The following is a 15,511-nucleotide window of genomic DNA, read 5'->3' as shown; positions in this document are numbered from 1 at the left end:
GATGAACTTCCGGACGACAGCGGTTCTCCTTTTGCTCGTGCTGGCAGTCGGCGCTGCCTGGTTGTTCTTTCCGCGCGGGGACGGGGACACGCCCCCCGCGACAGCCACGACTCCCGAGGATGACACTCGCTACGTGCTGGATCCACGGCCCGCAGCGGACGACATCACGCGTGTTCAGGTCGAACGCCCCCAGCGTCCGGTGCTGGTGTTCGAACGCGACGCAAAGGCCGATGCCGATTCCGGCCGTATGTCCACCTGGCGAATCGTGACCCCTCTCAGCGCGAACGCCGACGGAACCAAGGTGGTCGGGCTGATCAACACACTGCTCGGCCTGCAATCGCGCGAAGTCCTCAGGCCAGGCAGCACCGGTGGTGTCACTGCCGAAGAGGCCGGGCTAGCGTCACCGCAAGCCACCATCACGCTGACGTCTGAAACGGGAACCCAGATTGCACTCGAGATCGGTCGCCAGGTGGTGCTCACCAACGATACTTACGTACGTGTAGTCGGCACGGACACGATCCATGTGGTGCGGCGCGATCTTTCGCCCCAGATCCGCACCGAACTGCGGGACTATCGCTCGAACCGCCTGCTGGATGTCCGCACCGAGGACATTGTGGGCGTGCGGATCGAGCACGAGGGCCGCAACTACTCTCTCTCACGCGCGGAAGGGGAATGGCGTTTCAACAGTCCACTGACCACCTATGCGCAAGCCGATCGCGTGCGCACCCAATTGCTGACGCCGCTGACCCAGTTGACGGCCGTGGACTTCGTGACCGACAGCGTTGCCGAGCCCGAGCGGTATCAATTGCACACTCCCTACCTCTTGGTGGAGTTGACCCTTGCGCCAGATCCTTCCCCGGACGACGAAGACGCTGCCCCGCCACCTGAGGCGCGCGTAGTGCGGTTGGTTGCGGGCGGCAAGGCCGACCTGGATGGCCGGCGGCGCTATGTGCGCGCGGCCGGCGGTACGGTCGCGCTGGTCGACCAAGCGCAGCTTGTCGGCCTGATTCCCAACGTTGACACGCTGCGCGAGTCTCGCCTGCTGCGGACTGCGGCTGCGAATGTGCGGGCCATCGAGCTCGAAGCGGGTGGTATCGCTGCCCGCCTCGAACGTGGCTCTGACGGGCTCTGGAGCGGCACCGGGGAACTGGCCGAGTTTGACGCGGCCGCAGTGCAGGCGTTTCTCGCTGGATGTGAGCAACTACGGGCTACGAGCTTCGAGGACGAGCCAGCCGCACTCGCCGATTATGGCCTCGACGCACCCCGTGCCACGGTGCGGCTCTTTTCCAACGATCGGGCGACCCCGGAGACGCTGCATGTCGGGGCGACCACACCCGCCGGCCGACATGTCTACGTGCAGGTGGTCGGGAACCCCGCGGTTGCCGTGGTCACCGATTCACAGACCGCGCCGCTGGCAAATGGTCCCCTGGCGCTGCGTTCACGGACAATCTTTACGTTTCTGCCGGGGCAGCTCCGGAACCTCTCGGTTGAACGGGGAGGGATTGTGTATGAGCTGGAGCGTAGTCAGGACGAGGAATGGCGATTCCTCGAACCCGACGGCGCCCCGCCGGACCGCACCCATGTAACCACCCTGGTCAATGACCTGTCGCGTCTGCGGGCTGCGCGGGTTGTCGCGCGGGACGCCACGGATACGTATGGCTTCAAGCAAGTTGCGCTTTCGCTGCGGCTGCGGCTGGCCGTCTCACCTGCTCCTGGAGACGAATCGGCTGACCCGCCCCCCCCAGCGCCCTATGTCGAGCACGTACTGCGGGTGGCCACGGTCGATGGCATGGCCTATGCACAAGTCAACGACGATCCACATATCTACGAGCTTGATCCCACGATCTACCGGGTGCTGACCGCTGAGTTGATCGAGACCCGGCTATTCTCGCTGCCGGCCGGAGAAATCACGCAGATCGAGATCCAGACCCCCACCGGCACGATCGATTTCGTACGCCGCCATAACACCTGGGAGTTCGGACCCGACCCCTATGTCGAACTGAACCTGCAGCGCCTCCATGAACTGGCTGACACGCTCGCCGGCCTCAGAGTGGAGCACTACCTGGTGTACCGCGAAGCCAATCTCGCCACCTGGGAACTGGACGCTGCGCCCTTCCGGGTACGCATCCGGGTAGCCGACGGCCACGACTTTCAATTGCACCTGCGGCCAGAGAGCCCGGGAGAGCTTCCCCGACTAGCGGCCCTGGTCGAGGAAAACCGGATCTTCCGGCTCTCCGCCGCGGACACCGAACGGCTCATCCGCGGATTCGACTACTACCTGGCCCAACCGGAGGCGCCGGCCGGGCCTGCAAGCGGTCAGCCCTGAGCCCCAGCCGGTACGACAAAGCGCCCCCTACACGCCGCCGATTGCCAAGCATAGAATGATGCTGCTATTCGGGCCCCCGCCGATCCGCGGGGTTAGGAGTTCTTCATGAAACGCGCGTTTCCGTGGACCGGGTTCGTGTTCATCTTCCTGCTGGCCGGCTGTCCGCTGTTCGGTCCGGAGGTTCCCGCGACGAACACCACGATCGAATTGCGGAACAACGGTGACTTCACTGTGGAGGCCGTACTGATCTATGGCAGCAGCACTTCGGCAACAGCGAACGAGCTGCGCGCGAGCGGTACGCGCGTGGCGGTCACGATCCCGGCCGGTGATACGGCCAAGATCGAAAGGGCCTGCAACGCACTGGGCAGCATGCTGATCGACGAAGCGCTGTTGATCATCCCCGGTACGTTTCCCCGCAGCACAACCACCGGTGTTGTACGGCGCGATACCGACTTCACCTGCGGCCAGATCCTGCGCTACAGTTTTACGCACCCCGCAGTCCCGACCACGCTCAATGCGACCTTCTCGGCAGTTGCACCCTGAGCGGAAGCCGTTCAAGATCCAGATGACTAAGGCCGTTCGCTGTGACGGCTTACTTCTGACTACGGACTTCCACCTCCGTACCCGTGCGGGCCACCTGCGCCGGCTCGAACCGCTCCTCGGCAAGCCGGATCGCGCTGAGCAGACTGCCTGCTTTGTTCATGGTCTCCTCCCACTCACGCGCCGCGATGGAGTCAGCGACGATACCGGCCCCAACCTGCACGTAGGTCTTGTAGCCCCCACCCGGTTGCGGCTGCGCCACGAGCGTACGGAGAGCAATGCAGGTATCCATGTTTCCGGCGAAATCAAAATAGCCCACCGCGCCGGCGTACGGACCACGGCGCGTCGGCTCGCACTCGTCGATGATCTGCAACGCCCGGACCTTCGGCGCGCCGGATACCGTTCCGACCGGGAGCGCCGCACGCAGCGCATCAAATGCGGTTTTGCCTTCCTCCAGCTCGGCCGTCACATTGGTCGAGATGTGCATCACGTGGCTGTAGTACTCGATCATCATCACGTCACTGATCTGAACCGTGCCTGGTTTAGCCACCCGGCCGACGTCGTTGCGGCCCAGATCCACGAGCATGACGTGTTCCGCCCGTTCTTTCGGATCGTTGATCAACTCTTCGCGCAGGCGGCGATCTTCATCCTCGGTGGCACCACGCTGCCGTGTACCGGCCAGTGGCCGGTTGGTAACCACGCCATCTTCAACCCGGCACATGATCTCCGGGCTGGCGCCCACCAGGATGACCTGCGGGGTCTTGACGTAGAACATGAACGGCGAGGGATTGATCACGCGCAGGGCGCGGTAGATATTGAGCGGATCTGCGTGCGTCTCGACCAGCAGCCGCTGCGAAGGGACGACCTGGAAGATATCGCCGGCCCGGATGTATTCCTTGCACTTCTCGACGGTCCGCTCGAATGCTTCGCGTGAGAGGTTGCTTGTCCAGCGCTCGCACAGCGGCACCGGGAGCGAGATACGCACCGCCGGCGAGACCATCGGCCGGCTCAGTCGCACGATGAGTCCGTCAATCTCTCCCGCGGCGCGCTCATAGGCCGCGCGGCGCTGCGCGGGATCCGCATCCGCGGGGACGTCCGCGTGCGCGATGATCATGACAAGTTTGTGCACATGGTCGAAGATGACCATTGTCTCGTAAATGTCGAATAGCAGATCGGGCAATCCGCGGTCGTCTTCCGGCGCGTTTGGCAGGTGCTCGTAGTAGCGGACGGTATCGTACGCCGCGTAACCGACCGCCCCGCCTGAGAACCGCGGCAGCGACGGCAGCACGGGGGTGCGATACCGCTGGAGCAGTCCCTCGAGCACGGCCAGTGGGTCACTCGTCTCGTGTTCCCGGACCGCACCCGTCCGGTGGTCGACAATGCGGACCCGCTCGCGCACCGTCTCGAACGACCGGGCCGGGTCCGCCGCCAGGAACGAATACCGCGCTACGTTTTCACCGCCAACCACACTCTCTAACAGGAAAGCGTGCGCGGAGTCGGCCTGCAGGCGGCCAAAGGCGCTCAAGGGAGTGAGGTCATCTCCCGCGATTGTCGCGACCAGTGGAATGCTGGTGTAGCGCGTCGCGAGGGCCTCGAAACGCTCGTACGTCGGGTACAGATCTTTCATGGGCCCGAGTGTAACCGATCCACATCCCCCCCGGGGAGGGGCGTATACACGACGCTCCGCCACCCGCCGCGACCTATCTCAGCAGGCCGCGTGGTCTCCACGCCGGTATTTTGCCAAGCTGCCAGCCTCCGCTGTTACGGCTGGGTCACGCACGCCGGGGGGTTGTCCTTGATCGCGGCGATGAACCCGGAGATGTCTGCGAAGTTCACCATCTCGTCTCCGTTCATGTCGCCATTCAGGTACGCGCAGCGGCCAGCACCAGGATCGTACGTCCAACCATCGGGGCCGCCGTTCTTAATGGCCTCAATGAAGCGGGAGATATCTCCGAAATTCACCAGCGTGTCACAATTCATATCGCCCGGGCAATAGGTGGGCGGCAGCACGGTACAGGCATCCGGGCAGGTCGTCAGAGGTCCGGCCCAGGTGCCCCCCACGATGGCGCAGTCGCTCTCAATGAACGACAGGCAGTTGCCGTTCGACAGGCAGCACGCACCCTCCGGATCGGGACAGAACAACTGGGAACAGACCGTACCGTTGCCCGCAAAGGCACCCCCAAGATTCGCGCACCCCGCGGGGCTGATGTTATCAACACACGTACCGTCCGGTAGACAGCAGGCACCGATGGGGAAGCACGCGTACGTCTGGCAGTTCGTTCCCGCACCGGCCCACACCCCCCCAGCCAGATTGCAGTTCGTTTGAGTCAACGTCAGACAGCCGCTGGTCGCCTGGAAGCAGCAGGCCCCGGTCGGCTGGGGACACTGCACGAGGGCGCACATCGAGTTGTTGCCCTGCCACACCCCATTCTGCTGGGCACATTGAGGTGAGGTGGTCTGGATGCACTGCCCGTTCGGTAAGCAACACGCCCCGGGAAAGCCCTCGCAGTCCACCACGGCGCGGATGACGAGATCTCCTCCGAGGAAGAAGCAGAAGTTGATCCAGCCGCCGGGGATCGCGAAGAGCACATTGCGCCCGCTCTGGCACCCGTCCAGGTCGCGCACCACGCTGGCCGTGGGCGGGTTGCCGGTGATATCCGTCGGGTTTGCATAGCGGAGAATCACGTAGAAACGTTCATCACGCGTGATCGGTACGAGGATGGGCTGCGTGTTGTTTTCGTCGAGGTATCGGAATTCGTTCAGAAAACCGGGCGAAAGGAGGGGGGCTTCCAGCAGGGCCAACTCCGCTCCGGGAGTCGGGAAAGTCCCCGATACGAACTGGTTGATCGTGATGTCCTCTTCGAGACTGGCAATCGGCAGGGGCTGAAACGGGTCGGAGAGCCAGAGCACCTGCACCGCCACGATATTGCCGTTGCAAGGCGAGGTCAGTACCACGCCGGCGCGCTCGTTTGGCACGAAATTCCCGACGATTATCGCTTGCCCACCATCTACCAGGGAGTCGTTCTTGACGACGACTTCCTCCGCGAAGGCCACACCCACGGGCAGCCCGCCGGCCAGCAGTGCAACAACCAGCCAGCGATACCCGTATCGCGTCCGCATCCCCCGGTCCGCGTCAGAAACCGTTCGCATACCAAGACCTCCGGGCAGCGCCGCTGCTCCTCCGTGCACTCGGAATCCATTGCATTCTTCCCCCCCGCCGACCGCTATTCAATACGTAGCCCGGTTTCGCCCCAAGGAATCTCCTGTATGCGTCTGATAAAACCTCTCTGGCGACTTTATTCACTGAATCAACGGCCGGGTGAATTCACCGGAGCGGCCTCTCCGGAAACGTGCTCCGGGGTATCTGCTCGTTGTGCCGCAGCCAAGGCCGCTTCGGATGCGAGTGCCTGGCGCAGGTTCTCATGTTTGGGCAGGTCCTCGAACGCGGTGTTGCGGAGTTCCGCCATGACTTCGTCAAGCGTCCACCCCTGGACATGCAGCCGGTACATCCCGACCGCAAGCCCGGTGCGGTTCACACCGGCCGCACAGTGCACAAGCGTCGGCGGGGCCTCCCCCACCAGCAACAACGCGCGCAGTTCATCGCGCGCCTCGGGGGTGCTGGCGCCGTTGCCGCGCATCGGGATGTTGTGCCACTCCAGACCGAGCCGCACCGCCGCGGCGTGCTCCGCCACACTGGTCGGAGCGCTGGGGTCGAGCAACGAAATGACACGGCGCACGCCATACATGCGGTGAACCCGCTCGAGTTGGCTGGGGGTGACCACACCACTGCGGTAGAGTTGTCCGGTGATGACGGTGTCGAAACGCTTCGGGAGCCGCTGCGACTGCCACCAGACTGCGGCACTTGCCGTCCCGAGCAACATCAACACCACGGGCACAACCACACGCGTAGCGTGGCGGCGACGGGCCGCAGACGTGGTAATCACAGACAAGCAGAATACTCCGGCGGTTCGTGTCATCGACTGAGCAGCGGCGGTTGGCGTGCAGCCCGACCACCTGTGGTCCACATGATAGGCGCGCCTTGGCTTCGTCGCACGTCAGATTTGCAGTGCGGCGCCCGTCGCGCTACGATGCCGACTGGCACACAGGAGGCAGTGATGCACGCGCGTAACAGCGAACTTCTCCGCACGGCTGCCGCCGCCGGGCTCGATCCCATCCCGCTTGATGGTGATTCCGGTGGTCTTCTGGTCACCTGCCGTGGCGCGCGGGTGCTGGGGATCTTCCTGCGCGACACGCAGGAAAACCTCCTCTGGGTCTCGGCTGCACTGCGCAGTTCCGAATCCGCCCGCGCCTTCCTGGCAGCCGGTGAATGGAACCTGGGCGGCGACCGCTGCTGGCTCTCACCGGAACTGGAACTGCATTTCCGCAATGCGCAGGCCCCATCGCACGAGAACTACTTCGTGCCCGCCGCGGTCGACCCCGGCAACTATGTCTGTACCCGCCAGTCTGACAGCGCGGTCATCCTCGCCGCCGAGGGGGAAGTAACAAACCTGCTGCACGGCGCTCCGTTCCGTTTCACGACCGCGCGGACGATCAGTCTTGCGCCGCCGCCTGTCGCCACTGAAGGTGTCAGTTATGTTGGGTATGTCCTGTCGTCCGATCTGCGGATCGTCACTCCTGATCGGGACGATGCCCAATACGGCCTTTGGCAGCTCATGCAGGTCCCGACCGGCGGGCGGATCTTCATCCCCGTCCGCCGCCCACCGGAATTGGTGGATTACTTCCAGACGAACGTTGCCCGCCACTGCACCGTAATGCCGGGCCACGTCGAGTTTCCTGTCACGGGCACCGAAAAGCAGAAACTGGGGCTACGCAGTGTCGATACGGGCGGCACGATGGGATATTACCGCATCACAAGCGCCGGTGTGGCGACGCTCATCGTGCGGCAGGCGGTCAGCTTCGCCGGTGCCACGCACGCCGACTACCCGGCACATCAGCCGACGCGGCGTGATATCGCATTGCAGTTCTACAACGATGCCAACGGGCCGGAGAGCTTTGGCGAAATGGAGTACCACTCCCCCGCGGCCCGCACCGCGAACCTGTTCCAGGTGCGGGATGTCAGCCGAACCTGGTGCTATGCTGGGACGCCGGAACGTGTTCAGGCCGTCGGTCGTGAACTGCTCGGGGTGGACCTGCACTGATGCCCTTTGGCTTGTGGGACGTCATCGAGCTACTGCTGCTCGGTTGGGCCGCCGGCATCATCGGGGGCCTGATGGGTGTGGGGGGCGGCATCCTCATGATCCCCGCCCTTGTGCTCTTTCTGGGCGAGCGCTACGGGGTAAACTCATTCCACGTCTACCGCCTCGCAGCGATCACCGCGTCGGTCGCCCTTTCGATCATCGCGGCTCTGCGGCACCTGCGCGAACGGGCTGTGATCGTCGGCTTGCTCCGCGGCATAATCCCCTTCGCCTTTGGCGGCATTGTGCTGGGTGTCATACTCTCCATGCAATTTGTCGGCCCGCACACGGCCACACTCCGGCAAATCTTCGGTGGTTTTCTGTTCCTGGTCGCAGGGACCAATCTATATCAGCAGTGGCGCGCCCACCCGAGCGAGCGGCATGTGCAAAAAAGTTGCCCCATGCCCAAACGCTGGGTGCGTATCGGTGTGACGATCGGCCTGCCGGCCGGCTTCATCGCGGGACTGCTCGCCGTGGGTGGTGGCGTCTGGGCAGTGCCGGCGCAGCGGCAACTGCTCGGCATTCGCATCCGCAACGCCATCGCGACCTCGTCCGTGATGATCGTCTTCATCTCCATCGTGACCTCAGTCCTGCTGGCCTACTCCATGACACGCCTGCCCGAAACCGAGCGCATCGATCCCCGCCTGGGACTGGGGATCGCAGCCGTGCTCGCGCCCGGTGCGATTCTTGGCGGATGGTTGGGCGCCGGGTTGACGCACCGAATGCCGGTCGACTGGCTGCGCTTCCTGTTCCATCTCACGCTCGGCGTCTTCGGCATCCGCTTGGCGTTCTTCCCGTAGCCGCACAGGACGTCTTGGCAGCAACGCCTAATTCGGGCTAAGCTTAATCTACTATTGCCTATATACTTCTCTATGGCGCACCTGGAGTGCCAATGAAACTTCCCCGTCGCCCTCGGTCGGCAGCCGCAGCCCTGGCCGGCGTACTGCTACTCCTCCTGGCCGGATGTGTCGGCCCAACACCCCCTCAGAACGACAACGGCACACAGCAGCCCGATGACGACGAACCGGCCGCTCCCACGGCCCCCCGCCGCGTGAGCGATGACCGCCGGGTATATCCGCTCGACTCCCTGCCCACCACCAGCGTGCAGATCGGCGAGCACACCTTTCGGGCCTGGCTCGCCCGTGACGGCGACCGCCAGCGACCCGGCATCATCCAGGAAGGATTGATGTACGTGCCGACGGAGGAGATTGAGGACGACCAGGGGATGCTCTTCGTCTTCTCGAACGAGCGCGTGCTGGGTTTCTGGATGCGGAACACTATCGCCCCACTCGATATCGCTTTTGCCCGCGCCAACGGACGCATCGTGAAGATCTGGCAGATGCCCCCGCTCACGCTGCAAAACTTCAGCTCGGTTGAGCCGGCCCTCTTTGCGCTGGAGGTGAAGCAGGGCACTTTCGAACGCCTCGGCATCCGCGAGGGTGACACGCTCACAGTCCCCCAGGAAGCACGCGCGGCACGCTGAGAGCGGCCCGATTCCGTCCGTCCGACTTGGGAGCACGCCGGTGGATGGCGTCGTCAACGTCTTCAAGCCGCTTGGGTTGACGAGTGCCCGCACCCTCGATCGTGTACGCCGGATTCTGGGCCAGCGCAAGAGCGGCCACACCGGCACGCTCGACCCGCACGCGGACGGCGTGCTGCTCATCTGCCTCGGCAGGGGAACCAAGTTGGTTGAAAGGGTGATGGATCTGCCGAAGGTCTATCACGCAACCGCGCGGCTCGACGTCACGAGTTTGAGCTTCGACTCCGAGGGGGAACTTACACCGGTGCCCTGCTCCCCCCCCACCACCGCGGACGTTGCAGCCGCTCTTTCAAACCTGGTGGGACTAATTGAGCAGGTGCCTCCAGTCATTAGTGCGCTTAAGGTCGGCGGCCGGCCGGCGTACGCCCTGGCGCGGCGCGGCATAGCACCGGAACTGCCGCCACGGATCGTCCTCATCCACTGGATCACCTTGCACGAGTATGAGTGGCCACGGGTCGACTTTACCGTCGCGTGCGGGCGTGGTACCTACATACGGGCGTTGATTCGTGACTTGGGGAGCGCGCTCGGTACGGGCGGCTGCCTCGAGACGCTGACTCGCACGGCGATCGGCCCATTCACGTCGGCCGAAGCCCACACTCTGGAGAACTTACCTGCAGCGCACGCCGTCGGGCAGGCCGTGGTACCCCTGGACAAGGCGGCAGAGTGGATCGCTGCCGGTCGCGATACGATTCCGCCGAAACCGACGCAACCGTGAGCGGTTCGCCAGCGTTCTTATCAGACCCTGCGCAATTTTCACACCGGGCCTTGCGCAATCTTCACAATTCTCGGTTCTACTGTCCGGCGGTTGGTGGAGAAGGAGCGATCCCTGTTGTCCAGTTTGCGCCGGTTCCGCAACGCGGCCACCAGCGCACTCCCCACTTGGCCGCGAGTGGCGGTCAAATGGGCAGCCGGGGATCGCGCGGGGGCCATGTGATTCGTGCCGCACCCTGAAGGCGGCTTCGCACGCGTGAATCGTTTCGCACAGTGTCCCCAAGTGAGGCACGCAGGAGGAAAGCCAAGATGAAGCAGTGTTGTCGCATCGGACTAGCCACATGGGTGGCGCTAGCACTCGTCAGTGCAGCGTCGGCCAACATCGTCATCAGCCAGGTCTACGGGGGCGGGGGCAACGCGGGAGCCACCTACAAGAACGACTTCGTCGAGTTGTTCAACGCCGGCGCGTCGGCCGTCTCGGTCGATGGCTGGTCGGTGCAATACGCTTCCTCGGCGGGCTCAACCTGGGCGATCACACCGCTCGCCGGCACGATTCAGCCCGGGCAGTACTACCTGGTGCAGCAGGCGCAGGGCACGGGCGGAACCGTAGACCTGCCGACGCCCGATGCGGTGGGCACCATCGCGATGGCAGCCGCCAACGGCAAGGTTGCACTTGTGACCACAACGGTGGCGCTCACCGGCACTTGCCCGTGGCCCAGTGCCACGATTGCCGACTTCGTCGGATTCGGAACCGCAAACTGCTTTGAGGGCGCAGGCGCCACACCGGCTCTCACGAACACGCTGGCAGCGCTCCGGCTGCTGAACGGCTGCCAGGACACGGACAGCAACGCCACGGACTTCGAGACCGGGGCACCGAACCCGCGCAACACCGCGTCGCCCTTGAATCTGTGCGGCGCACCGGTGACCGGGGCCTGCTGCAATGGCATCACTTGCACCCTCGCGACAGAAGCGGATTGCACGGGCAGCGGTGGTTCGTACCTCGGTGATGGTACAAACTGCACCCTTGAGCCGTGTGTGCCGTTGTTCGGCGGGGCCTGCTGCAACGGTACGAACTGCACGATCGCGACCGAACTCGATTGCGTGCTCGGGGGCGGCCTCTACCAGGGCACCGGCACGAACTGTGACGGCAATCCCTGCGGCGCCGCCGATGGCGCCTGCTGCCTCAGCGGCATCATCTGCGAGATTCGCACCGAGGCCGACTGCCTGTCTGCCAGTGGGGTGTACCAGGGCAACGGCACGAGCTGCGATCCGTATCCCTGCATTACCGCCTGCACGACGATTGCCGAGGCACGGGCTCTCCCGATCGGCTCGGCCGTCCGGATCTGCAATGCGATCGTCACCTCCGACTTTGATCAAACCGCCAGTGTCAATTCCTCGAGCATGTGGATCCAGGACGACACGAGCGCGGCCAACGTCTTTGGCGACACCAGCAACATCGCCGAACTCCTCGCGGCTTCGGGTGTGGGACACCGCATCGACATCGTCGGCCTGACCAACGAGTTCAACGGTCTGTTCGAACTGGACGGCCGGCTGCTGGCCGGTTCGCTGAAGGTGGTAGTGGACCATGGGTTCGTCGGCGTTCCGGCCCCGATCGTGATTACGGCCGGTGAATTGATGGATGGCAGCGCGACGGCCGAGAGCTACGAGTCGCGAATCGTAACCATCGAGTGTGTCACCTTCACTTCCGCGGGCAACTTCGCTTCGGGTGTGAACTACCCGGTCACGGACGCAACCGGCGAAGCGATTGCACGCATCAGCCGGCCGGACCAGGACCTCGTCGGAACGGCGATTCCCACGGAGGCCGTGACGGTGACCGGTATTGTCAGCCAGTTCAGTGCCTCCGGTGTCGGCGGCTACCAGTTGCTGCTGCGCTCGCTTGCGGATATCGACACCGAAGACGATTGCGGCCCGCCGACGGGCGCCTGCTGCTTCGGCGCCACGTGTGAAATTGGCTACAACGATACGACCTGTGCGACGGCCGGCGGAATCTTCGTCGGCGAGGGGACCAGTTGCGCGAATAACCCGTGCGTTGGCGCTTGCTGCGTGGCCGGCGCCTGCACCGTCACCACGCCAGCCGACTGTGCCGGCGACTATCTCGGTGGTGGCACCTCCTGCCTCGATCAGGTCTGCCCGCTGCCGGTGACGCGCGGGGACATCGCGCTCGGACTGAACTTCAGCAACGCGCTGACCACGCTCGAGCACATCCGCGACGGTGCCCGCATCGCCCGCTGGCCGAGCCAGCGCTTCGTGCAGTCGGTCGCGTTCGACAGCACCGACGGCATTCGGCAGAACGGCCAGGGCAACCTGTTGGCGCTGAATTTCGGCACGACGGCCGGTGGTGGCCAGCTTTACAGCTATGCCACCAACGGTAGCAACGCCAGCCAGGTGCTTTACAACTGGGACGGTATGGAAGGCGCATTGACCCGCATCGCCGGTCTGAGCGTCAGCCCGAACAACCAGTACATCGCGACCTGGGGTTACGATACGACGGCCGTCCACGTGCTGGCCTACCACGCAGGAACGCCAGGAACCGGCAGCGGTGCCGCGATCACGAACGCCTGGACCCACAGCGCAACCTTTGCAAACGCCGGGCTCACACAGGGCACCGCCTGGTTGAATGACAGCACGATCCTGACCTTGACCACGCAGTTCATCCCGGGCCTCGTCACTCTGAGCACGGTGGACTTCGATACCGTCAATGGCACGTTCAACCAGGTTGAGCGCGTCGATGTGCTGGTGCCCGTGACGGCTGGCAGCCAGGTCATGTCGCTGGCTTACAATCCGAGCATCGCCCCCTTCGTGTTTGGCGTGCATTCCACCTTCACCGGCGGCGTCCGCTACAACACGTTGATGGTCTTCGATCCCAGTAACTGGACGCTGCTGCGCCAGCTTTCTCTCGCGAACAGTCTCGACACCGCGCGCGAAATCGCGCTCGGCCCCGACGGGCTGCTTTACCTGAGCCAGTTCGGCGGCGACATCGACACGCTGGTACTCGACGTCGACGGTAACAGCGTGATCAATGCGAGTGACATTGCCGCACTGACGGACGACAGCTCCGTGGATTACTACAATGGCCCGACCGCGAGCTTCCTCGGCCTGGATGTCGCCCACGGGGCCGAGATCGTCGAACCCACGACGTGCCCGGGTGACGCCAACGGTGACACGCTCGTCAACTTCGCGGACATTTCGCCCTTCATCGCGGCGATCAAGGCCGGTAGCGCAGCCAACTGGACGTGCAACCTTGCCGGCGGTTTCGGACCGTACCTCAACAGCGATGCGAACGGTGACGGCGTCGTCAACTTCGCCGACATCTCGCCCTTCATCGCGCTTCTGAAGGCCCCACCGGCACCGTGCGTGAGTACGTGCCCATAGTGGCCCTGGGACAGTAGCCGGTTGGTCACCCCTGTGACCGCCAGATCCTTCGCGGGGCGGAGTGCTGACTGCAGCGCTCCGCCCCGCGTGCTTCGCCAGCCCCGCGGGCCTGCCCAGGAATTCGCACCCCACCCCGAGTACCGGTGCATGGCCGCGGATGGTACTCTCCTATCGCGATGCAGCCGCAGCGGGCCGCGGGCCGACAGTTCATTCGCGAGGCCTGGCGCCGGACCGCATGGTCGGACGCCACCGTGGTATGCGTTCACGTTGCGCTCTTTGTGCTCGTGGCAAGCGTGCCGTTCTACGTCTTCACGGAGGCCGTCGTTGCTCTTGTGACCGGCCATGTGCCCCATGCCCACGAGCTGGTCGCACTGGGGCGGTGGCAGCACCTGCTGGTGAACACGCTGCGGGTCGGGGGCCTCGCGGTGGCGACCGCCCTCACGCTCGGCACCGCACTGGGATTACTCGCGTTCCGCACGGACCTGCCGCTGCGACGTGTGCTGATCGCGGCTTCCGTCGTGGCTTTCTGCATCCCGCCCTATGTGACGCTTGTCTTCCTCTTTGCGCGCGTCCCGATCTTCGAATGGCGCGGCTCCTTGCTGGCGTGCGGGCTGCTCAACGGCCTGCTGTTCACACCTCTCGCAACCCTGCTGCTCGGAGGAATCTTCGCCGCGGCGGAGCGCGCCGTGGAAGAACAGGCCCTCCTGGATGCCCGCCGCGCCCAGGTGCTCTGGCGAATTACCCTGCCGCAAGCCAGACCCGGGGTGTTTGCGGTGGGGCTGCTAGTACTGCTGCTCACCGCCACCGAGTTCATGCTCGCCAATACGCTGCAAATCCGTACGTTCGCCGAAGAAGTCTTCACGCAGTATGCCCAGGCGCGCCGCATCGGCGCGGTGCTGACTGCGCTTCCCATGGTGCTCATCCTCGCCGTGCTGCTGCTGGTAGCGCGTCCACTGCTGCGTGAGTTGGGCACCCACGCCCTCGCGGGATTCGCCGAGTCGCCCGACCGCCTACGGCTCGGACCGTGGCGCTGGCCGCTGGCGCTGGCCTGTCTCGCGCTGTTGCTCACCCCCGTTGCCGTGTTGGGGCCGGCGCTGCTGAAATACTTTGACGACCCGAACGCGGTGCGCCACGCCGCGGCGGCGTTACTCCCCCCGTTGCTGCGATCGGTGGGCGTCGCGGCTGCCGCGGGGGTGTTCGTGGCCGTGGCCGCCGTGGGCTATGCCGCCACCATCCGCTGGCGCCGCTGGGCCGGTGCCATCTTGGTGGGGCTGGTGGTTGTGCTGCTCGCGACACCGACCCCGGTACTGGGCATCGGCCTCATCCACCTGTTCAACCACCCCGACTGGCGCGGCGACCTGCACGACAGTCCAGTGATCCTCGTGCTTGCCGCTGTGATCCGGCTATTGCCCGTCGGCATCGTGCTGCTACTGCCGGCAATCCGCCGGATTCCGCAGGAATTGATCTGGGCTGCCCGAGTGGATGGGTGCATGCGCACCGGCCTGTATGCTCACATCCTGCTACCGTTGCTGCGGCGCGACTTGCTACTCGTCGGAGTGGTCGTGTTCGTGCTCGCGTTTGCCGGTGATGCGGCGACCGTGTTACTGGCACCGCCGGCGTGGGAAACGGTGTACGTCTACGCCGCCAACAACATTCACTACGGCGTCTATCGCGACCTCGCCGTGCTCGCGATTCTGGCGGGGCTCTGCGCCTTGCTCCCGGCCGCCCTGCTGCTATCGTATCTGGGCAGCGTCGAGCGGGTCGCGGGCCGGCCGTCGCAGGGCCAACGGTACTGAGAGGGGTTGC

Annotated in this window: 11 protein-coding genes; 8 read left to right on the top strand and 3 right to left on the bottom strand. The window is 64.6% G+C overall.

Features of this window, described 5'->3' with window-relative positions; genetic code table 11:
- Position 1 precedes the first annotated feature (1 nt).
- Together IPM18_10845 and IPM18_10840 are read left to right on the top strand one after the other, a co-directional pair.
- Complete coding sequence (locus tag IPM18_10845) at positions 2–2,326, top strand: DUF4340 domain-containing protein (GenBank protein ID MBK9120080.1); 2,325 nt, start codon at positions 2–4, stop codon at positions 2,324–2,326.
- A 105-nt stretch (positions 2,327–2,431) separates the two neighbouring features.
- Positions 2,432–2,869 carry a hypothetical protein gene (locus tag IPM18_10840; protein ID MBK9120079.1) on the top strand — a complete coding sequence of 146 codons (438 nt, stop codon included), beginning with the start codon at positions 2,432–2,434 and terminating at the stop codon, positions 2,867–2,869.
- 49 nt (positions 2,870–2,918) lie between these two features.
- Here the strand turns inward: IPM18_10840 and trpE are convergent, their stop codons facing one another.
- From trpE to IPM18_10825, 3 genes are all read right to left on the bottom strand, one after another.
- Complete coding sequence (gene trpE / locus IPM18_10835; GenBank protein MBK9120078.1) at positions 2,919–4,493, bottom strand: anthranilate synthase component I; 1,575 nt, start codon at positions 4,491–4,493, stop codon at positions 2,919–2,921.
- A 134-nt stretch (positions 4,494–4,627) separates the two neighbouring features.
- Positions 4,628–6,016 carry a hypothetical protein gene (locus tag IPM18_10830; protein MBK9120077.1) on the bottom strand — a complete coding sequence of 463 codons (1,389 nt, stop codon included), beginning with the start codon at positions 6,014–6,016 and terminating at the stop codon, positions 4,628–4,630.
- 158 nt (positions 6,017–6,174) lie between these two features.
- The gene (locus tag IPM18_10825) at positions 6,175–6,816 is read right to left on the bottom strand and encodes a tyrosine-protein phosphatase (protein ID MBK9120076.1); all 642 of its coding nucleotides are present in this window, start codon (positions 6,814–6,816) and stop codon (positions 6,175–6,177) included.
- A 165-nt stretch (positions 6,817–6,981) separates the two neighbouring features.
- Between IPM18_10825 and IPM18_10820 the strand changes: the two genes are divergently transcribed.
- The 6 genes from IPM18_10820 to IPM18_10795 all read left to right on the top strand — a co-directional run bounded on the left by IPM18_10820 (position 6,982) and on the right by IPM18_10795 (position 15,501).
- Positions 6,982–8,025 (top strand): hypothetical protein, encoded by a 1,044-nt coding sequence (locus IPM18_10820; protein ID MBK9120075.1) that lies wholly within the window; start codon positions 6,982–6,984, stop codon positions 8,023–8,025.
- Positions 8,025–8,861, top strand: a complete 837-nt coding sequence (locus tag IPM18_10815; GenBank protein MBK9120074.1) for a sulfite exporter TauE/SafE family protein — start codon at positions 8,025–8,027, stop codon at positions 8,859–8,861. The genes IPM18_10820 and IPM18_10815 overlap by 1 nt, the downstream gene beginning before the upstream one ends.
- A 92-nt stretch (positions 8,862–8,953) precedes the next feature.
- A complete protein-coding gene (locus tag IPM18_10810; protein ID MBK9120073.1) occupies positions 8,954–9,544 on the top strand; it encodes a DUF192 domain-containing protein in 591 nt (196 codons plus the stop codon).
- A gap of 40 nt (positions 9,545–9,584) precedes the next feature.
- On the top strand, positions 9,585–10,316 hold the full coding sequence (gene truB, locus IPM18_10805; protein ID MBK9120072.1) for a tRNA pseudouridine(55) synthase TruB: 732 nt from the start codon (positions 9,585–9,587) through the stop codon (positions 10,314–10,316).
- A gap of 305 nt (positions 10,317–10,621) precedes the next feature.
- Complete coding sequence (locus tag IPM18_10800) at positions 10,622–13,705, top strand: lamin tail domain-containing protein (GenBank protein MBK9120071.1); 3,084 nt, start codon at positions 10,622–10,624, stop codon at positions 13,703–13,705.
- Positions 13,706–13,881: 176 nt separating this feature from the next.
- Positions 13,882–15,501, top strand: coding sequence for an ABC transporter permease subunit (locus IPM18_10795; GenBank protein MBK9120070.1), 1,620 nt, complete (start codon positions 13,882–13,884; stop codon positions 15,499–15,501).
- The last annotated feature ends 10 nt before the right edge of the window (positions 15,502–15,511 follow it).

It is taken from the genome of Phycisphaerales bacterium (genome assembly GCA_016716475.1).
Taxonomy (GTDB): domain Bacteria; phylum Planctomycetota; class Phycisphaerae; order UBA1845; family Fen-1342; genus JADJWG01.
The sequence above is the reverse complement of the archived record's forward strand: the minus strand, read 5'-3'. Positions and strand labels throughout refer to the sequence as shown.

What these genes read in the sequence shown, in the direction of transcription:
- IPM18_10845 (MBK9120080.1), top strand. Translation starts at nt 2, where the DNA reads ATGAACTTCCGGACGACAGCGGTTCTCCTTTTGCTCGTGCTGGCAGTC.
- IPM18_10840 (MBK9120079.1), top strand. Translation starts at nt 2,432, where the DNA reads ATGAAACGCGCGTTTCCGTGGACCGGGTTCGTGTTCATCTTCCTGCTG.
- trpE (MBK9120078.1), bottom strand. Translation starts at nt 4,493, where the DNA reads ATGAAAGATCTGTACCCGACGTACGAGCGTTTCGAGGCCCTCGCGACG.
- IPM18_10830 (MBK9120077.1), bottom strand. Translation starts at nt 6,016, where the DNA reads ATGCGAACGGTTTCTGACGCGGACCGGGGGATGCGGACGCGATACGGG.
- IPM18_10820 (MBK9120075.1), top strand. Translation starts at nt 6,982, where the DNA reads ATGCACGCGCGTAACAGCGAACTTCTCCGCACGGCTGCCGCCGCCGGG.
- IPM18_10815 (MBK9120074.1), top strand. Translation starts at nt 8,025, where the DNA reads ATGCCCTTTGGCTTGTGGGACGTCATCGAGCTACTGCTGCTCGGTTGG.
- IPM18_10810 (MBK9120073.1), top strand. Translation starts at nt 8,954, where the DNA reads ATGAAACTTCCCCGTCGCCCTCGGTCGGCAGCCGCAGCCCTGGCCGGC.
- IPM18_10800 (MBK9120071.1), top strand. Translation starts at nt 10,622, where the DNA reads ATGAAGCAGTGTTGTCGCATCGGACTAGCCACATGGGTGGCGCTAGCA.
- IPM18_10795 (MBK9120070.1), top strand. Translation starts at nt 13,882, where the DNA reads ATGCAGCCGCAGCGGGCCGCGGGCCGACAGTTCATTCGCGAGGCCTGG.